At 70.3% G+C, this 22,519-nt stretch carries 20 protein-coding genes; 5 read left to right on the top strand and 15 right to left on the bottom strand.

The annotated features are described in order from the left end of the window. Positions 1-325 precede the first annotated feature (325 nt). The 3 genes from fahA (at position 326) to EST92_RS12295 (ending at position 2,867) form a co-directional block, all read left to right on the top strand. Complete coding sequence (gene fahA / locus EST92_RS12285; protein ID WP_129280975.1) at positions 326-1,528, top strand: fumarylacetoacetase; 1,203 nt, start codon at positions 326-328, stop codon at positions 1,526-1,528. Continuing rightward, complete coding sequence (locus EST92_RS12290; protein ID WP_129280976.1) at positions 1,525-2,166, top strand: GPP34 family phosphoprotein; 642 nt, start codon at positions 1,525-1,527, stop codon at positions 2,164-2,166. The genes fahA and EST92_RS12290 overlap by 4 nt, the downstream gene beginning before the upstream one ends. 215 nt (positions 2,167-2,381) lie before the next feature. After that, positions 2,382-2,867: a hypothetical protein gene (locus EST92_RS12295; RefSeq protein WP_129280977.1), complete on the top strand. Its 486-nt coding sequence runs from the start codon at positions 2,382-2,384 to the stop codon at positions 2,865-2,867. Positions 2,868-2,951: 84 nt separating this feature from the next. Here the strand turns inward: EST92_RS12295 and nuoN are convergent, their stop codons facing one another. From nuoN to EST92_RS12365, 14 genes are read right to left on the bottom strand one after another with little or no spacing between them, the layout of a single operon-like run. Next, positions 2,952-4,604, bottom strand: coding sequence for an NADH-quinone oxidoreductase subunit NuoN (nuoN, locus tag EST92_RS12300; RefSeq protein WP_129280978.1), 1,653 nt, complete (start codon positions 4,602-4,604; stop codon positions 2,952-2,954). Continuing rightward, the gene (locus tag EST92_RS12305) at positions 4,601-6,286 is read right to left on the bottom strand and encodes an NADH-quinone oxidoreductase subunit M (RefSeq protein WP_129280979.1); all 1,686 of its coding nucleotides are present in this window, start codon (positions 6,284-6,286) and stop codon (positions 4,601-4,603) included. Before EST92_RS12305 ends, nuoN begins: the two co-directional genes overlap by 4 nt. 3 nt (positions 6,287-6,289) lie before the next feature. Continuing rightward, on the bottom strand, positions 6,290-8,173 hold the full coding sequence (gene nuoL / locus EST92_RS12310; RefSeq protein ID WP_129280980.1) for an NADH-quinone oxidoreductase subunit L: 1,884 nt from the start codon (positions 8,171-8,173) through the stop codon (positions 6,290-6,292). A 13-nt stretch (positions 8,174-8,186) separates the two neighbouring features. Further along, complete coding sequence (gene nuoK / locus EST92_RS12315) at positions 8,187-8,486, bottom strand: NADH-quinone oxidoreductase subunit NuoK (RefSeq protein ID WP_006604821.1); 300 nt, start codon at positions 8,484-8,486, stop codon at positions 8,187-8,189. Next, the gene (locus EST92_RS12320; protein WP_129249624.1) at positions 8,483-9,355 is read right to left on the bottom strand and encodes an NADH-quinone oxidoreductase subunit J; all 873 of its coding nucleotides are present in this window, start codon (positions 9,353-9,355) and stop codon (positions 8,483-8,485) included. The genes nuoK and EST92_RS12320 overlap by 4 nt, the downstream gene beginning before the upstream one ends. Continuing rightward, complete coding sequence (nuoI, locus tag EST92_RS12325) at positions 9,352-9,936, bottom strand: NADH-quinone oxidoreductase subunit NuoI (protein WP_174243993.1); 585 nt, start codon at positions 9,934-9,936, stop codon at positions 9,352-9,354. The genes EST92_RS12320 and nuoI overlap by 4 nt, the downstream gene beginning before the upstream one ends. Next, a complete protein-coding gene (nuoH, locus tag EST92_RS12330) occupies positions 9,929-11,320 on the bottom strand; it encodes an NADH-quinone oxidoreductase subunit NuoH (RefSeq protein ID WP_129280982.1) in 1,392 nt (463 codons plus the stop codon). Before nuoH ends, nuoI begins: the two co-directional genes overlap by 8 nt. Continuing rightward, the gene (locus EST92_RS12335) at positions 11,317-13,848 is read right to left on the bottom strand and encodes an NADH-quinone oxidoreductase subunit G (RefSeq protein WP_129280983.1); all 2,532 of its coding nucleotides are present in this window, start codon (positions 13,846-13,848) and stop codon (positions 11,317-11,319) included. The genes nuoH and EST92_RS12335 overlap by 4 nt, the downstream gene beginning before the upstream one ends. Continuing rightward, positions 13,845-15,227: an NADH-quinone oxidoreductase subunit NuoF gene (gene nuoF / locus EST92_RS12340; protein ID WP_129280984.1), complete on the bottom strand. Its 1,383-nt coding sequence runs from the start codon at positions 15,225-15,227 to the stop codon at positions 13,845-13,847. Before nuoF ends, EST92_RS12335 begins: the two co-directional genes overlap by 4 nt. Beyond that, positions 15,227-16,072, bottom strand: a complete 846-nt coding sequence (gene nuoE, locus EST92_RS12345) for an NADH-quinone oxidoreductase subunit NuoE (RefSeq protein WP_129280994.1) — start codon at positions 16,070-16,072, stop codon at positions 15,227-15,229. The genes nuoF and nuoE overlap by 1 nt, the downstream gene beginning before the upstream one ends. Positions 16,073-16,101: 29 nt before the next feature. Further along, the gene (locus EST92_RS12350; protein WP_129280985.1) at positions 16,102-17,478 is read right to left on the bottom strand and encodes an NADH-quinone oxidoreductase subunit D; all 1,377 of its coding nucleotides are present in this window, start codon (positions 17,476-17,478) and stop codon (positions 16,102-16,104) included. After that, positions 17,478-18,251, bottom strand: coding sequence for an NADH-quinone oxidoreductase subunit C (locus EST92_RS12355; protein WP_129280986.1), 774 nt, complete (start codon positions 18,249-18,251; stop codon positions 17,478-17,480). The genes EST92_RS12350 and EST92_RS12355 overlap by 1 nt, the downstream gene beginning before the upstream one ends. Then, on the bottom strand, positions 18,248-18,802 hold the full coding sequence (locus tag EST92_RS12360) for an NADH-quinone oxidoreductase subunit B (protein ID WP_129249617.1): 555 nt from the start codon (positions 18,800-18,802) through the stop codon (positions 18,248-18,250). The genes EST92_RS12355 and EST92_RS12360 overlap by 4 nt, the downstream gene beginning before the upstream one ends. A 9-nt stretch (positions 18,803-18,811) precedes the next feature. Then, the gene (locus tag EST92_RS12365) at positions 18,812-19,171 is read right to left on the bottom strand and encodes an NADH-quinone oxidoreductase subunit A (RefSeq protein ID WP_006604811.1); all 360 of its coding nucleotides are present in this window, start codon (positions 19,169-19,171) and stop codon (positions 18,812-18,814) included. A 725-nt stretch (positions 19,172-19,896) separates the two neighbouring features. On the opposite strand from EST92_RS12365, the gene EST92_RS12370 reads away from it, so the two are divergent. Then, on the top strand, positions 19,897-20,691 hold the full coding sequence (locus EST92_RS12370; protein ID WP_129249616.1) for a C40 family peptidase: 795 nt from the start codon (positions 19,897-19,899) through the stop codon (positions 20,689-20,691). A 305-nt stretch (positions 20,692-20,996) separates the two neighbouring features. Further along, positions 20,997-21,848 (top strand): ATP nucleotide 3'-pyrophosphokinase, encoded by an 852-nt coding sequence (locus EST92_RS12375; RefSeq protein WP_129280987.1) that lies wholly within the window; start codon positions 20,997-20,999, stop codon positions 21,846-21,848. A gap of 123 nt (positions 21,849-21,971) precedes the next feature. Here the strand turns inward: EST92_RS12375 and EST92_RS12380 are convergent, their stop codons facing one another. Next, on the bottom strand, positions 21,972-22,427 hold the full coding sequence (locus EST92_RS12380; RefSeq protein ID WP_129280988.1) for a carboxymuconolactone decarboxylase family protein: 456 nt from the start codon (positions 22,425-22,427) through the stop codon (positions 21,972-21,974). Positions 22,428-22,519 lie beyond the last annotated feature (92 nt).

The following is a 22,519-nucleotide window of genomic DNA, read 5'->3' on the forward strand; positions in this document are numbered from 1 at the left end:
AGCGGGTCACCGCCGGCCACCGGACGAGCTCGGTGCCGGCGGGCCGCGCCGGGGCGTGCGGGGTGCGCGGCCCCCTCCCCGGCCCGTGCCAGGAAAGGAAGCTAGGCCCGAATTGCGTAGTGCAGCAAGGCTTTTCCGGACATTGCAGAGGCGCCGGGGCGCGGCGCACGGCGCGATGGGCCCCCGTCTTCGTACGCATCCACGCCGTCGCGCCCCAACCCGCCCGACGGCCGCCGCCCGCCCGTACTCTGATCAACGGGCCGCACGGCCTGCGGGCCACCGGGCCCGGCCGCCCACCGGCGACGACGAACGCGAGGAGCTGTCCATGCCCGAGCAGAGCCCGTTCGACCTGGCGGAAGGCGATCCCTTCGGCCCGCACAACCTCCCCTACGGCGTCTTCAGCACGGCCGACGCGCCCGGCCGGCACCGCATCGGCGTCCGCTACGGCGACCGGGTTCTCGATCTGAGCGCCCTGCCGAGCGCCCTGCCCGCCGCCATCCATCCGCATGCCGAACTGCTCGCGGCACCGACCCTCAACCCCCTGCTGGCGGCCGGCCGGCCCGTCTGGCAGCAGATCCGCGCGGCCGTCCGCAGCGCCGTGACCGACCCCGCGCACCACGACGAAGTGGCGCCGCTGTTCCACCCGTTGGACGAGGTCACCCTGCACCTCCCCTTCGAGGTCGCCGACTACGTCGACTTCTACTCCAGCGAGCACCACGCCACCAACGTCGGCCGGATCTTCCGCCCCAACGGCGAGGTGCTGACCCCCAACTGGAAGCATCTGCCGATCGGCTACCACGGCCGGGCGGGCACCGTCGTCCCCACCGGCACCCCGGTCGTACGGCCGCAGGGTCAGCGCAAGGCTCCCGAGGAGGAGCTGCCGTCCTTCGGCCCGTCCCTCCGCCTCGACATCGAGGCCGAGGTCGGCTTCGTCGTCGGCGCCCCCTCCACGCTCCACGAACCGGTCGGCCTCGGCTCCTTCCGCGACCACGTCTTCGGCGTCTGCCTGGTCAACGACTGGTCCGCACGTGACATCCAGGCGTGGGAGTACGTGCCGCTCGGCCCGTTCCTCGGCAAGTCCTTCGCCACCTCCGTCTCCGCCTGGATCACCCCGCTCGACGCCCTCGACGAGGCCCGGACACCGCCGCCCGCCCGGGACTTCCCGCTGCTGCCCTACCTCGACGACTCGGCGGCGGAGCCGGGCGGCATCGATCTCCGGATCGAGGTACGGATCAACGGCGAGACCGTCTCCCGGCCGCCGTTCTCGGCCATGTACTGGACGGCGGCCCAGCAGCTCGCCCATATGACCGTCAACGGCGCCTCGCTGCGCACCGGCGATCTCTTCGCCTCCGGCACGGTCTCCGGGCCCGAACCCGATCAGCTCGGCTGCCTGCTCGAACTCACCCACGGCAAGGGCCCCTACCTCCAGGACGGCGACGAGGTCACCCTCACCGCCTGGGCCCCCGGCCCCGACGGGGCCCGGATCGGGCTGGGCGAGGTCAGCGGACGCGTCCTGCCCGCGCGATGACCCTCGCGCCGCTCACCCTCCCGGAGGAGTTGCTGCTGCTCGCCCTCGACCCGGTCCGCGGCCGGCCCCGGAACAATCCCCGGCATCTGCAGTGGGGCCTGGCCGGGGCGGCGCTGGCCGAACTGGAGGCGGCGGGGCGGATCACCGTGGAGCGCGGCGGCCGGATCACGGTGGTCAATCCGCTGCCGCCGCGCGATCCGGTGCTGGCCGGCGCGCTGGCGGCGCTGCCGGCGCCGGCCAAGCAGCGCCGGGGCGTCCCCGCCCACCGCTGGGTGCAGCGCGCCGGCCGGCCGGTCCGGGAGCTGTGCCTGCGGCGGCTGGTGGAGCGCGGGGCGCTGCGCCGGGAGTCCCGGCGCGCGCTGGGCCTCTTCCCGTACACGCGTTTCCCGGCCGGGGCGGTGGATCTTCCGGGGCCGGTCCGGGAGCGCTTCGCGGCGGCGCAGGCCGCGGGGTTCCCGGACCGCCGCAGCCGGGTGCTCGCCGCGCTGGTCTCGGCGACCGACCTGGACCGCAAGATCCTGGCGGGCCGCAAGCACCGCTCCACCCGCCGCACGATGAAGCGGTTCGCGCAGGAGCTCGGGGTGGTGCACGCGGTCGAGCGCGCGGTACGGGCGGACAAGTCGTCGGGAGGGGACTGAACCGGCCCGGTGCCCCTTATCCCCCCTCTTCATCCCCGTGCGTCCATCCCTTCCTCCCCCGTGCGGGTGTCCCTCGATCCCCGTACGTCCGGGCCTACGTCACAGCCCCACACCAACTCCGTACCGGCGCTGCCGCAATCGTGCGGACGGGTCGAACGGCGGCCGGGGCCGCTGTTAGCCTCGCGTCACCCTGATCCACGAGCTAGGAGACGTACGTGCGCAAGGCAGCGCAGATCGCCGGGGCGGCAGCCATCGCCGCGATGCTGCTCAGCGGCTGCGGAAGCAGCGGCGACACCGGCAGCGACAGCAAGCCGAGCAAGGCGCCGCAGGATGCGCCGTCGACTCCGGGAGGCGCCGACAAGCCCGCGAGCGGCGGCGCGGTCGAGGGTGCCTGGAAGTCCGGCTCGGGCAGCAAGCCGCTGATCCTCGTGATCAGCAAGGGCACCGTTGCGTTCAGCAACGGGCACAAGGCCGCCTGCCTGGGCAAGGTCCAGGAGATGGGCGGGATGACCATGGCCGCCCTCAAGTGCACCGACGGGGACACCACCCGCACCATGGGCACCCTCAAGCCCGGCGCGGACGGCAAGACCCTGACCGTCGACTGGAAGAACGGCCCCACCGAGAAGTTCACCAAGTCCAGCGACGGCAGCGTGAAGATCCCCGACATGCCGCAGCTGCCGAGCGGGATGCCCAAGAGCTGACCGCCGCGCCGTACGGCAACGGCCGTCGCCCGGAGCCCCCCGAGGGTTCCGGACGACGGCCGTTGCCGTGCCGCCGGGCCGCGCTCAGCGCACGAAGACCCCGGCATGGCCGGCCAGATCGAGGAAGTACTGCGGCGCCAGGCCGAGCACCAGGGTGGCGGTGACGCCGATGGCGATGGCGGTGGTCGTCAGCGGGCTGGGCACCGCGACGGTCGGGCCGTCCGCCTTGGGCTCGTTGAAGAACATCAGCACGATGACGCGGATGTAGAAGAACGCGGCGATGGCGGAGGAGACCACACCGACCACCACCAGCCAGCCCGCGCCGCTCTGGGCCGCCGCCTTGAAGACCGCGAACTTCCCGGCGAACCCGGAGGTCAGCGGGATGCCCGCAAAGGCCAGCAGGAAGACCGCGAAGACCGCGGCCACCAGCGGCGAACGCCGCCCGAGACCGGCCCACTTGGACAGCGCGGTGGCCTCGCCGCCCGCGTCCCGCACCAGGGTGACCACGGCGAAGGCGCCGAGCGTCACGAAGGAGTAGGCGCCGAGGTAGAAGAGCACCGAGGAGACGCCGTCCTCGCTGGTGGCGATGACACCGGCGAGGATGAACCCGGCGTGTGCGATGGAGGAGTAGGCCAGCAGCCGCTTGATGTCGGTCTGGGTGATCGCGACGATCGCGCCGCCCAGCATCGTGATGATCGCGACGCCCCACATCACCGGCCGCCAGTCCCAGCGCATCCCCGGCAGCACGACGTACAGCAGACGCAGCAGCGCGCCGAAGGCCGCGACCTTGGTGGCGGCCGCCATGAAGCCGGTGACCGGGGTCGGGGCGCCCTGGTAGACGTCCGGGGTCCACATGTGGAACGGGACCGCGCCGACCTTGAACAGCAGCCCCATCAGCACCAGCGCCGCGCCGATCAGCAGCAGCGCGTCATTGCCCATCGTGCCGGCCAGCGCCGGATCGATCTGCTTGGCGCCGTCCGCGACCACCTGGGCGATCCCGGCGTAGCCGACCGTGCCCGCGTAGCCGTACAGCAGGGCCACGCCGAAGAGCAGGAAGGCCGAGGAGAAGGCGCCGAGGAGGAAGTACTTCACCGCGGCCTCCTGCGACAGCAGCCGCTGGCGGCGGGCCAGCGCACACAGGATGTACAGCGGGAGGGAGAAGACCTCCAACGCGATGAAGAGCGTCAGCAGGTCGTTGGCCGCGGGGAAGATCAGCATGCCGCCGACCGCGAAGAGCACGATCGGGAAGACCTCGGTGGTGGTGAACCCGGCCTTGACCGCGGCCTGTTCGGCCGGGCCACCGGGGACGGCCGCGGGCTGGGCGGCGAAGGAGTCCACCCGGTTGCCGTGTGCCGCGGGGTCGAGCCGGCGCTCGGCGAAGGTGAAGACGGCGATCAGGGAGACCAGCAGGATCGTGCCCTGGAGGAACAGCGCGGGGCCGTCGACGGCGATGGCGCCCATCGCGGCGATATGCGCCTTGGACGAGCCGAAGCCGCCCGCCGCCAGGCCGATCACCGCGGCGAACGCGGCGGCCAGCGCCACCAGCGACAGCAGCAGCTGGGAGTAGTAGCGGTTGCGGCGCGGGACCAGCGCCTCGATCAGGATGCCGATCACCGCCGCGCCGAGGACGATCAGCGTCGGCGACAGCTCGGTGTACTCGATGTGCGGCGCCGGGATCTTGCCCGGTGCGCCGGCCGCCACTGTCCACAGGCTGTGGACACTTGCCACGGAACTCACTTCGCGGCCTCCACGTCTTGATCACGCACGGCGTGGCCGTGCCGGCCTCCGCCGGGCACGGCGTCCACCTGCACAGTGGGCTTGGGATCCTTCTTGTCCACGACGGACAGGGTGTGGTCGACCGCCGGATTGACCAGGTCGGTGAGCGGCTTGGGGTACACCCCGAGGAAGAGCAGCAGCGCGATCAGCGGCGCCACCACGACCAGCTCCCGCACCCGGAGGTCGGGCATGCCGGTCACCTCGGACTTCACCGGCCCGGTCATCGTCCGCTGGTAGAGCACGAGGACGTACAGCGCGGCGAGCACGATGCCGAGGGTGGCGATGATGCCGATCACCGGATAGCGGCTGAACGTGCCGACCAGGACCAGGAATTCGCTGACGAACGGTGCCAGACCGGGCAGCGAGAGGGTGGCCAGACCGCCGATGAGGAAGGTACCGGCGAGGATCGGGGCGACCTTCTGGACGCCGCCGTAGTCCGCGATCAGCCGGGAGCCGCGGCGGCTGATCAGGAAGCCGGCCACCAGCATCAGCGCGGCGGTCGAGATGCCGTGGTTGACCATGTAGAGCGTCGCGCCGCCCTGGCCCTGGGAGGTCATCGCGAAGATGCCCAGGATGATGAAGCCGAAGTGGGAGATCGAGGCGTAGGCGATCAGACGCTTGATGTCCCGCTGGGCGACCGCCAGCAGCGCGCCGTAGAGCACGCTGATCAGCGCGAGGACCAGGATGGCGGGCGTCGCCCAGCTGCTGGCCTGCGGGAAGAGCTGGAGGCAGAAGCGGAGCATCGCGAAGGTGCCGACCTTGTCGACCACCGCGGTGATCAGCACCGCGATCGGTGCGGTGGACTCGCCCATGGCGTTCGGCAGCCAGGTGTGCAGCGGCCACAGCGGCGCCTTCACCGCGAAGGCGAAGAAGAAGCCGAGGAAGAGCAGCCGCTCGGTGCCGGTGCCGATGTCCAGCCTGCCGGCCGCCCGCGCCTCGACGATCTGCTGGAGCGAGAAGGTGCCGCTGCCGAGCTGGTCGGCGGTGACGGCGTAGAGCCCGATCACCGCGGCCAGCATGATCAGTCCGCCGGCGAGGTTGTAGAGCAGGAACTTCACCGCGGCGTACGACCGCCGGCTCGCGGCCTCGTCCTCGCCGTCGCCGCCGGCCCGGTCCCCGAAGCCGCCGATGAGGAAGTACATCGGGATCAGCATGGCTTCGAAGAAGATGTAGAAGACGAAGACGTCGGTGGCCTCGAAGGAGATGACCACCATCGCTTCGACGGCCAGGATCAGCGCGAAGAAGCCCTGGGTGGGCCGCCAGCTGTAGCGGCGGGGCGTGCCCGTGGCGGAGCCACCGTCGGACGCGGTCTCCAGGGGGTCGGCGTCATGCCAGCCGGCCAGGATGATGAAGGGGATCAGCAGGGTGGTCAGGGCGATCAGGGCGACCGCGATGCCGTCCACGCCGAGTTCGTAGCGGACACCGAAGTCGCTGATCCAGGCGTGCGATTCGGTGAACTGGTAGGGGCTCTTGGAACCGGGGTCGAAGCGGAACGCGACCACCAGCGCCAGCGCGAAGGTGGCCAGCGAGAACAGCAGCGCAAGCCACTTGGCCGCGGTGCGCTTGGCGGCGGGCAGCGCGGCGGTGGCGATCGCACCGGCCGCCGGCACCACGGCCACCACCGTCAGCAGGGGAAACGACATGGCTCAGACACCCCTCATCAGCAGGGTCGCGGCGACGAGAACGGCGGCGCCGCCCAGCATCTGGACCGCGTAGGAACGGACGAAGCCGGTCTGCAACTGGCGCAGCAGGCCGGAGAGTCCGCCCATCGAGGCCGCCGTGCCGTTGACCGCACCGTCCACCAGGGAGCGGTCGAGCTGGACGAGCGTGCCGGTGACCTGCTCACCACCGCGGACGAAGACGACGTGGTTGAAGTCGTCCTGCAGCAGATCGCGGCGGGCGGCCCGGGTCAGCAGCGAGCCGCGCGGGGCGAGCGCCGGGACGGGCCTGCGGCCGTACATCCCCCAGGCGATGCCGACCCCGATGACCAGCACCACCATCGTGGCGGCGGTGACCGTGGTGGCGCTGACCGGGGAATGGCCGTGCGCGAATGAGGTGACCGGCTCCAGCCACTTCACGAAGACCTCGTTGATGCTGAACAGCCCGCCGGCGAAGACCGATCCGATGGCGAGCACGATCATCGGGATCGTCATGACCTTGGGCGACTCGTGCGGATGTACCTCGGCGGGGTCCCAGCGCTTCTCGCCGAAGAACGTCATCAGCATCACCCGCGTCATGTAGAAGGCGGTGATCGCGGCGCCGAGGAGGGCCGCGCCGCCGAGGATCCAGCCCTCGGTGCCGCCCCGGGCGAACGCCGCCTCGATGATCTTGTCCTTGGAGAAGAAGCCGGACAGCCCGGGGAAGCCGATGATCGCCAGATAGCCGAGGCCGAAGGTGACGAAGGTGACCGGCATGTACTTCCGCAGGCCGCCGTAGCGGCGCATGTCCACCTCGTCGTTCATGCCGTGCATCACGGAGCCGGCGCCGAGGAAGAGGCCCGCCTTGAAGAAGCCGTGGGTGACCAGATGCATGATCGCGAAGGCGTAGCCGATCGGGCCGAGACCGGCGGCCAGGATCATGTACCCGATCTGCGACATCGTCGAGCCGGCCAGCGCCTTCTTGATGTCGTCCTTGGCGCAACCGACGATCGCACCGAAGAGCAGGGTGACCGCGCCCACCACGACGACCGCCAGCTGGGCGGTCGGCGCGGCATTGAAGATCGCCCCGGAGCGGGTGATCAGATACACGCCGGCGGTGACCATGGTGGCGGCGTGGATCAGTGCCGAGACCGGGGTCGGGCCCTCCATCGCGTCACCGAGCCAGGACTGCAGCGGCACCTGGGCCGACTTGCCGCAGGCGGCCAGCAGCAGCAACAGCCCGAGGGCGGTCAGCGTGCCCTGGCCGGTGCGGTCGGTGGCCGCGAACACCGGGGCGAAGGCGAAGGTCCCGAACGTCGTGAACATCAGCATGATCGCGATGGACAGGCCCATGTCGCCGACGCGGTTGACCAGGAACGCCTTCTTGGCGGCGGTGGCCGCGCTCGGCTTGTGCTGCCAGAAGCCGATGAGGAGGTACGAGGCGAGGCCGACGCCCTCCCAGCCGGCGTACAGCAGGAGGTAGTTGTCGGCGAGGACGAGCAGCAGCATCGCCGCGAGGAAGAGATTGAGATAGCCGAAGAAACGGCGGCGCCGCTCGTCGTGCGCCATATAGCCGATCGAGTAGATGTGGATCAGCGATCCGACACCCGTGATCAGCAGGACGAAGGTCATCGACAGCTGGTCGAGCTGGAAGGCGACGTCGGCCCGGAAGCCGCCGACCGGGATCCAGGTGAACAGATGCTGATGCAGGGTACGGTCATCGGCTCCCTTGCCGAGCATGTCGGCGAAGAGCGCCGCCCCGAGGGCGAACGACGCCACCGAGAACAGCGTGCCGATCAGGTGGCCGGTGCGGTCGAGCCGTTTTCCGCCACACAACAGCAGGGCCGCACCGACAAGCGGTGCCGCGACAAGCAGCGCGATCAAGTTCTCCACTTTGTGCGACCCCTTACAGCTTCATCAGGCTGGCGTCGTCGACCGAGGCCGTATGACGGGTGCGGAAGATCGACACGATGATGGCCAGGCCGACCACGACCTCGGCCGCCGCGACGACCATGGTGAAGAAGGCGATGATCTGGCCGTCCAGATTCCCGTGCATCCGCGAGAAGGTGACGAAGGCGAGATTGCAGGCGTTGAGCATCAGCTCGATGCACATGAACACCACGATGGCGTTCCGCCTGATCAGCACCCCGGCCGCGCCGATGGTGAACAACAGGGCGGCGAGATAGAGGTAGTTGACCGGATTCATTTCTTGGCCCCCTCCTTGTGCTCCTTCGATGCCGGGCCACCGGACGACGGGGGCCCGGGCTCGTCCTCGGCGCTCCGGCCCAGCCAGTCCTCGGAGCGCCGCTCCAGCGCCTTGAGCTCGGCGAGCGACTCACCGGAGACATCGCGGACCTGGCCCCGCTCGCGCAGCGTCGGGCTGACGCTCAGCTCGGACGTGGTGCCGTCGGGCAGCAGGCCCGGGATGTCGACGGCGTTGTGCCGGGCGTAGACCCCCGGGGCCGGCAGCGGCGGCACCTGCTTGCCCTCGCGGACCCGCGCCTCGGACTGCTCACGCTGGGTCCGGGCGCGCTCCGTACGCTCCCGGTGGGTGAGCACCATCGCGCCGACGGCCGCCGTGATCAGCAGGGCGCCGGTGATTTCGAAGGCGTAGACGTACTTGGTGAAGATGAGCGCGGCCAGGCCCTGCACATTGCCGCCGGCGTTGGCCTCGCCCAGGCCGTTGAACTCCCGCAGCGAGGCGTTGCCGATGCCGGCGATCAAGAGGATGCCGAAGCCGATGCCCGCCCCGGCGGCGAGCCACCGCTGGCCCTTGAGCGTCTCCTTGAGGGAGTCCGCGGCCGTGACGCCGACGAGCATGACGACGAAGAGGAACAGCATCATGATCGCGCCCGTGTAGACGACGATCTGGACGACACCGAGGAAGTACGCGCCGTTGGCGAGGTAGAAGACCGCCAGGACGATCATGGTCCCGGCGAGCGAGAGCGCGCTGTGCACGGCCCGCTTCATCAGGATCGTGCCCAGCGCGCCGCCGACGGCGACGATGCCCAGGAGCCAGAACTGCACGGCCTCGCCGGTGGAGGTCATGGAGGCCGCGGCGGCCAGACCGGTCATGCCGTCGCCCCCTTGCCCTCGGAGTCCGGCTTCTCGCCCTTGGAGACCGCGACCTGACGGACGGTCCCCGGTGCGGATTCGGTCACCAGGCCCTTGTAGTAGTCCTTCTCCGTCATGCCGGGGTAGATCGCATGCGGGGTGTCGACCATCCTGTCCTCCAGGCCCGCGAGCAGCTCCTCCTTGGTGTAGATGAGCGATTCGCGGGACCGGTCGGCGAGTTCGTACTCGTTGGTCATGGTCAGTGCGCGGGTCGGACAGGCCTCCACGCACAGGCCGCACAGGATGCAGCGCAGATAGTTGATCTGGTAGACGCGGCCGTAGCGCTCGCCCGGGGAGTAGCGTTCCTCGTCGGTGTTGTCCGCGCCCTCGACGTAGATCGCGTCCGCCGGGCAGGCCCAGGCGCACAGCTCGCAGCCGATGCACTTCTCCAGCCCGTCCGGATGGCGGTTGAGCTGGTGGCGGCCGTGGAAGCGCGGCGCCGTCGGCTTCTTCTCCTCCGGGTACTGCTCGGTCAGCCGCTTCTTGAACATGGCCTTGAAGGTCACGCCGAAGCCGGCCACGGGGTTCTGGAACTCAGGCACCGTCGTCCCCCTTTCCCTCATGGGCGTTATCGTCACTGACAGTGTCCACCCGGCCACTGACAATCAACTCTCTGTCGCCTCCGCGCGGTCGTCGGCGGGGCACCGGCGGCAGGCTCTGTCCGGGCAGCGGCGGCACCGGGAAGCCGCCGGCCATCGGGTCGAAGGCACCGTCGCCGTCGGTCTCCTCCGCCGCCTCGCCGCGCCGGAAGAAGTCCACGAGCAGGGAGATCAGCAGCAGCAGGACGGCGCCGCCGGCGACGTACAGCACGATCTGGGAGAAGTTGTAGCCCTCGTTCTTCAGCGCCCGGACGGTCGCGACCAGCATCAGCCAGACCAGCGAGACCGGGATGAGGACCTTCCAGCCCAGCTTCATGAACTGGTCGTAGCGCACCCGGGGAAGGGTGCCGCGCAGCCAGATGAAGAAGAACAGCAGCAACTGCACCTTGAGGGTGAACCAGAGCAGCGGCCACCAGCCGTGGTTGGCGCCTTCCCAGAGGGTGGAAATGGGCCAGGGTGCCCGCCAGCCGCCCAGGAAGAGGGTGATCGCGACCGCCGAGACGGTGACCATGTTGACGTACTCGGCGAGCATGAACATCGCGAACTTGATCGACGAGTACTCGGTGTTGAAGCCGCCGACGAGGTCGCCCTCGGACTCCGGCATGTCGAACGGCGCGCGGTTGGTCTCGCCCACCATCGCGACGATGTAGATGATGAAGGACACCGGCAGCAGCAGGACGAACCACCGGTTCTGCTGCGACTCCACGATGGTCGACGTCGACATCGACCCGGAGTAGAGGAACACCGCCGCGAACGACATCCCCATCGCGATCTCGTACGAGATCATCTGCGCACACGAGCGCAGCCCGCCCAGCAGCGGATAGGTCGAACCGGACGACCAGCCGGCCAGCACGATGCCGTAGATGCCGATCGAGGCCGTGGCCAGGATGTAGAGGATGCCGATCGGCAGGTCGGTCAGCTGCATCGGGGTGCGGACCCCGAAGATCGAGACCTCGTTGCCCGCGGGCCCGAAGGGGATCACCGCGATCGCCATGAAGGCCGGGATGGCCGCCACCACGGGCGCGAGGAGATAGACCACCTTGTCGGCCCGCTTGACGACCAGGTCCTCCTTCAGCATCAGCTTGATGCCGTCGGCGAGGGACTGGAGCATGCCCCAGGGCCCGTGTCGGTTGGGGCCGATGCGCAGCTGCATCCAGGCGACGACCTTGCGTTCCCAGACGATCGAGAACAGCACCGTCAGCATCAGGAACGCGAAGCAGAAGACCGCCTTGATGACCACGAGCCACCACGGGTCGTGGCCGAACATCGACAGGTCCTCGCGGGCCAGCGTGCTGCCGGCCGCGGCCAGTTGATCGAGCTGCGTCATGCCTCCACCTCCTTGGCCGGCTCCGGCGTACCCGGGACGGCGGAGATCTTCACCAGGTCACCGGGGTGCGCCCCGGTGTCGGCGGCGACGCCACCGCCCACGGAGTTCAGCGGCAGCCACACCACCCGGTCGGGCATCGGCGTGACCTTGAGCGGCAGGTGCACCGAGCCCGCCGGTCCGGTCACCGCGAGCAGGTCGCCGTCCTTGACCCCGGTCTCCTGCGCGGTGGTCTGCGACAGCCGGGCGAGCGCGGCGTGCCGGGTACCGGCCAGCGCCTCGTCGCCTTCCTGGAGCAGCCCCTGGTCCAGCAGGAGCCGGTGGCCGGCGAGGACGGCCTCGCCGCTGTCGGGCCGGGGCAGCGCCCGCCCGGCCTCCCTGGGTTCACCGGCGTACGGACCGTCCCAGCCGCCGAGCCGGTCCAGTTCGCGCCGTACGGCACGGACGTCCGGCAGGCCCAGATGGACGTCGAGGGCATCGGCGAGCATGTGCAGCACCCGGGAGTCGGGCGACAGCTGCCGGCGAATCATCTGGTCCGGCTTGAGCGCCGCCTCGAACAGCCGAGCCCGGCCCTCCCAGTTGAGGAACGTGCCGGCCTTCTCCACGACGGCCGCCACCGGAAGGACCACATCCGCCCGCTCGGTGACCTGCGAGGGCCGCAGCTCCAGGCTGACCAGGAAGCCGACCTCGTCCAGGGCGGTCAGCGCCCGGGCCGGGTCCGGCAGGTCCGCGACCTCGACGCCCCCGACCAGCAGCGCACCGAGCTCGCCGGTCGCCGCGGCCTCGATGATCTGGCCGGTGTCCCGGCCGTGCCGGTGCGGCAGCGCGGCCACGCCCCAGGCGGCGGCGACCTCGTCACGGGCCCGCGGGTCGGTGGCCGGCCGGCCGCCGGGCAGCAGACCGGGCAGCGCACCGGCCTCGACGGCGCCCCGTTCACCGGCCCGGCGCGGGATCCACACCAACTGGGCGCCGGTGGCGGTGGCGGCGCGGACCGCGGCGGTCAGTGCGCCGGGCACCGCCGCCAGCCGCTCACCGACGACGAGCACCGCGCCGTCCGCGCGCAGCGCCTCGGCCGCCGCCTGCCCCTCGCCCTCCAGGCCGACGCCGCCGGCGAGCGCGTCCAGCCACTCGGTCTCGGTGCCGGGCGCGGCCGGCAGCAGCGTGCCGCCGGCCTTGATCAGGCCGCGCGAGGCGTAACTTGCCAGCCCGAACGTGCGCTGTCCGCTCGTGCGGTGCGCCTTGCGCAGCCGCAGGAAGACGCCGGGGGCCTCCTCCTCCGCCTCGATACCGGCCAGCAGGACGGCCGGCGCGTTCTCCAGCGCGGTGTAGGTGACGCCTCGGCCGTCCAGGTCCCGGCCGCGGCCGGCCACCCGGGCCGCCAGGAAGTCCGCCTCCTCGGCGCTGTGCACCCGGGCCCGGAAGTCGATGTCGTGGGTCTGCAGCGCGATCCGGGCGAACTTGGCGTAGGCGTAGGCGTCCTCGACGGTCAGCCGGCCGCCGGTCAGCACGCCGGCCCGCCCCTTGGCCGCCGACAGCCCGCGGGCCGCCGCCGCAAGTGCCGCCGGCCAGCTCGCCGGCTCCAGTTCACCGGACTCCTGGTTGCGCACCAGGGGGTGCTCCAGCCGGTCGCGCTGCTGGGCGTAGCGGAACGCGAACCGCCCCTTGTCGCAGATCCACTCCTCGTTGACCTCGGGGTCGTTCGCCGCCAGCCGCCGCATGACCTTGCCGCGCCGGTGGTCCGTACGCGTCGCACAGCCACCCGCGCAGTGCTCGCACACCGACGGCGAGGAGACCAGGTCGAAGGGGCGGGAGCGGAAGCGGTACGCGGCGGAGGTGAGCGCGCCGACCGGGCAGATCTGGATGGTGTTGCCGGAGAAGTACGACTCGAAGGGGTCGCCCTCCCCCGTACCGACCTGCTGGAGGGCGCCGCGTTCGAGCAGCTCGATCATCGGGTCGCCGGCGATCTGGTTGCTGAAGCGGGTGCAGCGCGCGCACAGCACGCACCGCTCGCGGTCCAGCAGCACCTGCGTCGAGATCGGCACCGGCTTCTCGAAGGTGCGCTTCTTGCCCTCGAAGCGCGACTCCGGGTCGCCGACCTGCATCGCCTGGTTCTGCAGCGGGCACTCCCCGCCCTTGTCGCAGACCGGGCAGTCCAGCGGGTGGTTGATCAGCAGCAGCTCCATCACGCCGCGCTGGGCCTTCTCGGCCACCGGGGAGGTCAGCTGCGACTTGACGACCATGCCGTCGGTGCAGGTGATGGTGCACGAGGCCATCGGCTTGCGCTGGCCCTCGACCTCGACGATGCACTGCCGGCAGGCGCCCGCCGGGTCCAGCAGCGGGTGGTCGCAGAAGCGCGGGATCTCGATGCCGAGGAGTTCGGCGGCGCGGATGACCAGCGTCCCCTTGGGGACGGAGATCTCGATGCCGTCGATCGTCAGGGTGACGAGGTCCTCCGGCGGGATCGCCGTCTCGCCGCCGCCCGACGGGCCCGTGGCGGAGCCGCTGTGGGACCCCGGTGTGGTGACGGTCATGCATTCACCCCCAGGTGAGCGTCGTTGTCGCCCCAGAGGGTCGACTTGGCGGGGTCGAACGGGCAGCCCTTGCCGGTGAGGTGCTGCTCGTACTCCTCGCGGAAGTACTTCAGCGAGGAGAAGATCGGCGAGGCGGCGCCGTCGCCGAGCGCGCAGAAGGACTTGCCGTTGATGTTGTCGGCGATGTCGTCGATCTTGTCGAGGTCGGCCGGCTGCCCCTTGCCTGCCTCGATGTCGCGCAGCAACTGCACCAGCCAGTAGGTGCCTTCGCGGCAGGGCGTGCACTTGCCGCAGGACTCGTGTGCGTAGAACTCGGTCCAGCGGGTGACCGCCCGTACGACGCAGGTGGTCTCGTCGAAGCACTGGAGCGCCTTGGTGCCGAGCATCGAGCCGGCCGCGCCGACGCCCTCGTAGTCCAGGGGGACGTCGAGGTGCTCGTCGGTGAACATCGGTGTCGAGGAACCGCCCGGGGTCCAGAACTTCAGGCGGTGGCCGCGGCGCATCCCGCCGCTCATGTCCAGCAGCTGGCGCAGCGTGATGCCCAGCGGGGCTTCGTACTGGCCGGGGCGGGCGACATGGCCGCTGAGCGAGTAGAGCGTGAAGCCCGGGGATTTCTCGCTGCCCATCGACCTGAACCAGTCCTTGCCCTTGTGCAGGATGGCGGGGACCGACGCGATGGACTCGACGTTGTTCACCACGGTGGGGCAGGCGTACAGGCCCGCCACCGCCGGGAAGGGGGGACGCAGCCGGGGCTGTCCGCGACGGCCCTCCAGGGAGTCCAGCAGCGCGGTCTCCTCACCACAGATGTACGCGCCGGCGCCCGCGTGCACGATCACATCCAGGTCGAGTCCCGAGCCGAGGATGTTCTTCCCGAGGAAGCCCGCTGCATAGGCCTCGCGCACGGCTTCGTGCAGCCGGCGCAGGACGGGGACGACCTCCCCGCGCAGATAGATGAAGGCGTGGCGCGACCGGATCGCATGGCAGGCGATCACGATGCCCTCGATGAGGGAGTGCGGGTTGGCGAAGAGGAGCGGGATGTCCTTGCAGGTCCCGGGCTCCGACTCGTCGGCGTTGACCACGAGATAGTGCGGTTTGCCGTCGCCCTGCGGGATGAACTGCCACTTCATCCCGGTGGGGAAGCCGGCGCCGCCGCGGCCGCGCAGCCCGGAGTCCTTGACGTAGGCGATCACGTCGTCCGGGGGCATCGCGAGCGCCTTGCGCAGGCCCTCGTAGCCCTCGTGCCGGCGGTAGGTCTGCAGCGTCCAGGATTCGGGCTGGTCCCAGAAGGCGGACAGGACCGGTGCGAGGAGCTTCTCGGGGCTGGCCTCGCCGCCGGCCCCGGGCCGGGAGGCGCCCCCGTGCTCGGCTGCCACTGTCATCACTCCCCCTCCTCTGCTGCGGGCCCGGCCGGGTGGTCGTCGTCGGAGGCCGAGGTCTCGTGCGGTGCGTCGTGCGAACTGGGGTGGCCCGGGGGCGCCTGGGCGTCGGGGTGGCCGGAAGGCGGTTCGTCGGCGGGGGCCTGCGCGGTACGGGGCGCGACGACGTGGTCGACGCGTCCGGCGGCGACCTCCCCCTTGGCCAGCCGCAGCCCGATCAGGGAGGCGGGCCCGGCGCCGCCGGTGGCCTGGACGGCGCCGGGGCGCTCGTCGGGGAACCCTGCGAGCATCCGGGCCGTCTGCCGGAAGGTGCACAGCGGTGCGCCGCGGGTGGGCTCGACGGTCCGGCCGGCCCGCAGGTCGTCGACCAGCTGCCGGGCGGACTGCGGGGTCTGGTTGTCGAAGAACTCCCAGTTGACCATCACGACCGGGGCGAAGTCGCAGGCCGCGTTGCACTCGATGTGTTCGAGGGTGACCGCTCCGTCCTCGGTGGTCTCGCCGTTGCCGACGCCGAGGTACTCCTTGAGGTCCTCGAAGATGGCGTCGCCGCCCATCACCGCGCACAGGGTGTTGGTGCAGACCCCGACCTGGTAGTCACCGCTCGCCTTGCGGCGGTACATGGAGTAGAAGGTCGAGACGGCGGTGACCTCGGCGGTGGTCAGGTCGAGCAGCTCGGCGCAGAAGCGGATGCCGGTCCGGGTGACGTGCCCTTCCTCGGCCTGGACGAGGTGGAGCAGCGGCAGCAGCGCCGAACGCGCGCCGGGGTAGCGGGCGATCACCTCCTTGGCGTCCGCTTCGAGCCGGGCCCGGACGTCCGCCGGGTAGTCGGGGGCGGGGAGCGCGGGCATTCCCAGCTGCACGTCGTGGTCAGTGGCGTTCACCGGTCGACGCCTCCCATCACGGGGTCGATGGACGCGACGGCGACGATGACGTCGGCGACCTGGCCGCCCTCGCACATCGCCGCCATGGCCTGAAGATTGGTGAAGGACGGGTCGCGGAAGTGCACCCGGTAGGGGCGGGTGCCGCCGTCGCTGACCGCATGCACGCCCAGCTCGCCCTTGGGTGACTCGACGGCCGCGTAGGTCTGTCCCGGCGGGACCCGGAAGCCCTCGGTGACCAGCTTGAAGTGGTGGATCAGGGCCTCCATCGAGGTGCCCATGATCTTCTTGATGTGGTCGAGGGAGTTGCCGAGACCGTCCGGGCCGAGGGCCAGCTGGGCGGGCCAGGCGACCTTCTTGTCCGCGACCATCACCGGGCCGGGCGCCAGCCGGTCCAGGCACTGCTCGACGATCCGCAGCGACTGGCGCATCTCCTCCAGCCGGATCAGGAACCGGCCGTACGCGTCGCAGGTGTCGGCGGTCGGCACCTCGAAGTCGTAGTCCTCGTAGCCGCAGTACGGCTGCGACTTGCGCAGATCGTGCGGGAGTCCGGCGGCCCGGACGATGGGGCCGGTGGCGCCGGTGGCCATGCAGCCGGCCAGGTCGAGATAGCCGATGCCCTCCATCCGGCCCTTGAAGACGGGGTTGCCGGTGGCGAGCTTGTCGTATTCGACGAGGTTCTTCCGCATCTTCTTGACGAACTCGCGCACCTGGTCGACCGCCCCGGGGGGCAGGTCCTGGGCGAGGCCGCCGGGGCGGATGTAGGCGTGGTTCATCCGCAGGCCGGTGATCAGCTCGTAGATGTCGAGGATGAGCTCACGGTCGCGGAAGCCGTAGATCATGATCGTGGTGGCGCCCAGCTCCATCCCGCCGGTGGCGATGCACACCAGGTGGGAGGAGAGCCGGTTGAGCTCCATCAGCAGCACGCGGATCACCGAGGCCCGGTCGGGGATGTCCCCGGTGATGCCGAGCAGCTTCTCCACGGCCAGGCAGTAGGCCGTCTCGTTGAAGAAGGGGGTGAGGTAATCCATCCTCGTGACGAAGGTGGTGCCCTGCGTCCAGGTCCGGAATTCGAGGTTCTTCTCGATACCGGTGTGCAGGTAGCCGATGCCGCAGCGGGCCTCGGTGACGGTCTCGCCGTCGATCTCCAGGATCAGCCGGAGCACGCCGTGGGTGGAGGGGTGCTGCGGCCCCATGTTGACGATGATCCGCTCGTCGTCGGACTTCACGGCGGCGGCCGCGATCTCGTCCCAGTCCCCACCGGAGACGTTGTAGACGGTCCCCTCGGTGGTCTCCCGGGCGAGGGACTGCTGGGTGTCGAAGTCGCTCGCCGTGCGGTGGCCGTTCGAGGAGTGCGAGTGCGGTGCAGTAGTCATCAGCTGTACGACCTCCGCTGGTCGGGAGCCGGAATCTGGGCGCCCTTGTACTCGACGGGAATCCCTCCGAGCGGGTAGTCCTTGCGCTGCGGGAAGCCCTGCCAGTCGTCCGGCATCATGATCCGGGTCAGCGCCGGATGGCCGTCGAAGACGATTCCGAAGAAGTCGTAGGTCTCGCGCTCGTGCCAGTCGTTGGTCGGATAGACGTCGACGAGCGAGGGCAGGTGCGGGTCCGCGTCCGGGGCCGAGACCTCCAGCCGGACGAGCCGGTTGTGGGTGATCGAGCGCAGGTGGTAGACGGCGTGCAGCTCGCGGCCCGTGTCGCCGGGGAAGTGGACTCCGCTCACGCCCGTACACAGCTCGAAGCGGAGCGCCGGGTCGTCGCGCAGGATCCTGGCGACCGCCGGCAGCGCGCCGCGCTCGACGTGGAAGGTCAGCTCCGCGCGGTCGACGACGGTCTTCTCGATGACGTTCTCGGGCACCAGGCCCGCTTCGTCGAGGGCGCCCTCCAGCTCGTCGGCGATCTCGTCGAATTCCCCGTAACCTTCCGAGGCGTCCGGCCCGCCGTACGGCCGGCTGCTCGCGCCGGGCAGCCGGACGGTCCGGACGAGGCCGCCGTAGCCGCTGGTGTCGCCGCCGTTGTCGGCGCCGAACATCCCGCGGCGGGTGCCGATCACCTCGCCGGTGTCCTCGCGCTGCGCGGGCACGGCTTCCTCCTGGCCGTTCTGGCCGGCCGGCTCGCCGGAACCCTCGGGGTTCTTCTGCTCACTCACCGCAGCAGCCCCTTCATCTCGATCAGCGGGAGCGCCTTGAGTGCCGCTTCCTCCGCCTCACGGGCGGCCTGCTCCCGATTGACCCCGAGCTTGGTGTGCTGGATCTTCTGGTGCAGCTTGAGAATGGCGTCCATCAGCATCTCGGGACGCGGCGGGCAGCCCGGCAGATAGATGTCGACGGGCACGATGTGGTCGACGCCCTGCACGATCGCGTAGTTGTTGAACATGCCGCCCGACGAGGCGCAAACCCCCATGGAGATCACCCACTTCGGGTCCGGCATCTGGTCGTAGACCTGCCGCAGCACCGGCGCCATCTTCTGGCTCACCCGGCCGGCCACGATCATCAGATCCGCCTGCCGCGGCGAGCCGCGGAAGACCTCCATGCCGAAGCGGGCCAGGTCATAGCGCCCGGCGCCGGTCGTCATCATCTCGATGGCGCAGCAGGCCAGCCCGAAGGTCGCGGGGAAGACCGAGGATTTGCGCACCCAGCCCGCGGCCTGTTCGACGGTGGTCAGCAAAAAGCCGCTGGGCAGCTTCTCTTCCAGTCCCATGTGTGCCCCCTAGTCCCATTCCAGGCCGCCACGACGCCAGACATAGGCGTAGGCGACGAAGACGGTGAGCGCGAAGAGGAGCATCTCGACGAGCCCGAAAAGCCCCAGGGCGTCGAAGGTGACGGCCCAGGGATAGAGGAAGACGATCTCGATGTCGAAGACGATGAAGAGCATCGCCGTCAGGTAGTACTTGATCGGGAAGCGGCCACCACCGGACGGATGTGGCGTCGGCTCGATCCCGCACTCGTACGCCTCGAGCTTGGCCCGGTTGTAACGCCTGGGCCCGACGAGGGTGGCCATCACGACGGAGAAGATCGCAAAGCCTGCCCCGAGGGCTCCCAGTACGAGGATGGGCGCGTAAGCGTTCACCGTCCTCGCTCCCTTCAGTCGACGATGACTGGATGGCGGTCCGCTCGGGCCCGCTGATCGCCCCGTGGTGATCGTGCACATGTGAGGCAGTTCACAAGCCCGAGCCGCCTGCATCTTATGCCCGTCGGTCTGTGATCTGCGACACGGGGATGACCTACGGCTTTGTGATCTCCACCACCCAGCGAAGGATCATGAAGTCGGATGAGCGGTGATCTTCATACGCGAAGCGCGCGACTGATCACGAGAGGTGACATTCACCTGGGTTACCGCTGGTCAGTGCGGTGTTGCCACTATCAAGTGAGAGGCGCTATGGGCAAATTGGCGCTGGACGCGGCCAACTGCTAGTGGAGGTCGGCCCGTAGCCGTGATCCACTCGTGACCCCGTCGTGATCATCGGTACGTGCTTCGGTTCACGAGCGGCGCTCGATGTCAGATCACGGGAACATAACGGACACTCAAGAGTGACCTATCCCACGCTATTTCACGCACTAAGTTCTTGACGTCCGGGAAGCCTTGGCGTGGCGGAGCCCTAAGTGGTAGGCGCCCGCCGGACCCGCATCGAGCAGCAAATGCCATGCGTAAGAACATGATCGCGAAATTCGGGCATCCCGTCGCGGGCTCGCCGGGCGGGCAAAAAGTCCGCTTTGTTCGCCGCGTACACGACAAGTGTGGCGCACTGCACCTTTGTTGGCAGCAACCAGCGGCTCCTGATAGCCGTTATTGCCATGTCCCCGAACGCACTCATACCCAGCCACCGGAAGCCCCGCCGTCCTTCCGCGTCCTCGCGGGCGCTGCGTGCGGGAGTGACCGGTGGCTTCCTCACCCTCGCGGTGACCGGCGCCACCGTGCCGGCCAACGCCGCGGAAAAGCCCGTCTCCGAAACCCAGGAGATGCCGACGATCACGACGGCGCTGGCCACCAGCGCCGCGCGGAGCGCCGACACCGCTCAGCAGGTCGCGTTCAACTACGAGCGTCAGGCCCTCCAGGACAGCGCCCTCTCCAAGGCCGCCAAGTCCGCGGAGAAGCACAAGGCCGAGGCCGTGAAGAAGGCCAAGGCCGAGGCCAAGAAGAAGGCCGAGGAGGCCCGCAAGGCCAAGGAGGCCGCGCAGGCCCGGGCGTCGCGCTCCTCCGAGCGCACGACCCTGTCCGCACCGTCCGGCGCCACCGGCACCTCCGCCACCCTCGTCTCCTTCCTGAAGGCCCAGCTCGGCAAGGCGTACGTGCTCGGCGCCACCGGCTCCTCGGCGTACGACTGCTCCGGCCTGACCCAGGCCGCGTTCAAGCAGGTCGGCATCGACCTGCCGCGGGTGTCGCAGGACCAGTCCACCGCCGGCACCCAGGTCGGCCTGGACAACCTCCAGGTCGGCGACCTCCTGTACTGGGGCAGCGCGGGCAGCGCCTACCACGTCGGTGTCTACATCGGTGACGGCAAGTTCATCGGTGCCCAGAACCCGAGCACCGGCATCGTCGAGCGCCCGCTCAGCTACGACCAGCCGACCGGCGCGGTGCGCGTCCTCTAGGACCGCCGCGCACCCGGTGCCACACAAGGGCCGTCTCTTTCGCCGCTCGGGAGGGACGGTCCTTCGGCATGCCGTCCACCGGGCTCGTCGGCGGCGTGCGCGCGCACGGCGCCCTACGGGTCCGCCATGCCGTCCGGCGGTCCATTCGCGCCGCCTGGCGCCACGATCGCGCCACGTACGGGTCGAAGTCCGCCCGTAGGAGCGACCGATGAACGGTGCGGAACGTTGCACCTCTCGCCATATGCCGCAGATGTCCCCTCAAGGACGTCGTGCGGCATCCGTAGAGAGAGGACACGCGCGCTCCGATGAACATCCCCCGCACCGCCCGCCGGACCGTCACCCGGGCCGCGACGGCCGCCGCACTGGCCACCGCCCTCGGCCTGGGCGCCGTCCCCACCACGACCGCGACCGCGGCCGCCCCGCACGCCGTACGGGCCCCGGGCACCGACCCGGACGGCGGCTGGCACCAGGACGGACTGCGGCTGAAGGCCGCCGACAACCGGAAGGTGGACGCCTTCGTGGCCCGCGCCCGGCGGGCCGAGCGCTCCATCAGCCCCCAGATCCGCGCGATCGCCCGGATCAGCCATGCCGATCTGATCGGCTTCGACCAGCGGCTGAAGTCGCCGAACTCGCTCAAGCGCAAGGTCGCCACCTGGATGCACGAGTCGCCGGGGCAGTCGGTCGGCACCTCGCTCGGCATGATCAATGACGCGGTCCGCTACACCCTCCAGTGGCCGGCCGGGAAATACAGCCAGGGCGTGCACACCGCGGCCGACCTGCTGTCCGCCTGGGGCAATGACTCCACCCGCTGGGCCAACACCTGGAACCGGGCCAACGGCTACAAGGCGATCAACTCCGCCTGGCGCGCGCCCCGCTCCGGCCAGCTCTTCGAGGTGCAGTTCCACACGCCCGAGAGCAAGGCGGCCCAGCTGCAGACGCACAAGCTGTACGAGGAGCAGCGGCTGCCGGGCACCCCGCCCGCGCGGGTGCGCGAGCTCCAGAACCAGCAGAACGCAATCTTCGCGGCGGTGCCGGTCCCGGCCGGCGCCGAGCGGCTGACCGCCCCGGCCCACCGGGTGGCCGACCCGTCCCGCCACCGGCCGGCCCCGGACCCGGCACGCCGCCTCCCGGCCCCGGCCCACGTCCCCGTCGGCTGACCGGCCGGCCCCGGCCCACGTCCCGTCGGCCGACCGGACCGGTCCGGCACGGCGCCACCGGCGCTCACCCGCAGGTGGCGCCGTGGCCGGCCGGGGCACGTACGGCCGCGGCCGGCCGGCGGGTCACCAGCCCGCGCCCGCCGGCTGCTTGGTGGTCGCGTTGAGCCGGTTGAAGAGGTTGGTGACCCCGATCGTCAGGATGATCGCCGCCAGCTGCCGCTCGTCGAAGTGGTCGGCGGCGTCGTCCCAGACGGCGTCCGGCACCGGGTCGGCGCTGTCGGCGAGCCGGGTGGCCGCCTCGGTGAGCGCCAGGGCCGCGCGCTCGGCGTCCGAGAAGTACGGCGCCTCCCGCCAGGCCGCCACCGCGAACAGCCGCTCGTCACTCACCCCGCTCTTCCGGGCGCTCTTGACGCCCCCGTCGACGCAGAAGCTGCAGCCGTTGATCTGGCTGGCCCGCAGGTGCACCAGCTCCAGCGTCGCCTCCGGCACCCCGCCCTGACGCGTCGCCTTGACCACGTCGAGCAGGGGCTGCATGGCCTCGGGGAGGACCACTGCGGGGTTCTTCATCCGTGCGTTCATCACTGCTCTCCTCCGGAGATTCCGTCGTTGTCGCACTGACGGATCCCGGCCGGAGAATGTGACGGCGGCGGCCCGGAAATTTCCCGGACCGC

Source organism: Streptomyces sp. TM32 (genome assembly GCF_004122755.1).
GTDB lineage: Bacteria > Actinomycetota > Actinomycetes > Streptomycetales > Streptomycetaceae > Streptomyces > Streptomyces sioyaensis.

Coding starts and splice junctions, on each gene's coding strand:
- fahA (WP_129280975.1), top strand. CDS start 326: ATGCCCGAGCAGAGCCCGTTCGACCTGGCGGAAGGCGATCCCTTCGGC.
- EST92_RS12290 (WP_129280976.1), top strand. CDS start 1,525: ATGACCCTCGCGCCGCTCACCCTCCCGGAGGAGTTGCTGCTGCTCGCC.
- EST92_RS12305 (WP_129280979.1), bottom strand. CDS start 6,286: ATGTCGTTTCCCCTGCTGACGGTGGTGGCCGTGGTGCCGGCGGCCGGT.
- nuoK (WP_006604821.1), bottom strand. CDS start 8,486: ATGAATCCGGTCAACTACCTCTATCTCGCCGCCCTGTTGTTCACCATC.
- EST92_RS12320 (WP_129249624.1), bottom strand. CDS start 9,355: ATGACCGGTCTGGCCGCCGCGGCCTCCATGACCTCCACCGGCGAGGCC.
- nuoH (WP_129280982.1), bottom strand. CDS start 11,320: ATGACGCAGCTCGATCAACTGGCCGCGGCCGGCAGCACGCTGGCCCGC.
- EST92_RS12335 (WP_129280983.1), bottom strand. CDS start 13,848: ATGACCGTCACCACACCGGGGTCCCACAGCGGCTCCGCCACGGGCCCG.
- nuoF (WP_129280984.1), bottom strand. CDS start 15,227: ATGACAGTGGCAGCCGAGCACGGGGGCGCCTCCCGGCCCGGGGCCGGC.
- nuoE (WP_129280994.1), bottom strand. CDS start 16,072: ATGCCCGCGCTCCCCGCCCCCGACTACCCGGCGGACGTCCGGGCCCGG.
- EST92_RS12350 (WP_129280985.1), bottom strand. CDS start 17,478: ATGACTACTGCACCGCACTCGCACTCCTCGAACGGCCACCGCACGGCG.
- EST92_RS12360 (WP_129249617.1), bottom strand. CDS start 18,802: ATGGGACTGGAAGAGAAGCTGCCCAGCGGCTTTTTGCTGACCACCGTC.
- EST92_RS12370 (WP_129249616.1), top strand. CDS start 19,897: ATGTCCCCGAACGCACTCATACCCAGCCACCGGAAGCCCCGCCGTCCT.
- EST92_RS12375 (WP_129280987.1), top strand. CDS start 20,997: ATGAACATCCCCCGCACCGCCCGCCGGACCGTCACCCGGGCCGCGACG.
- EST92_RS12380 (WP_129280988.1), bottom strand. CDS start 22,427: ATGAACGCACGGATGAAGAACCCCGCAGTGGTCCTCCCCGAGGCCATG.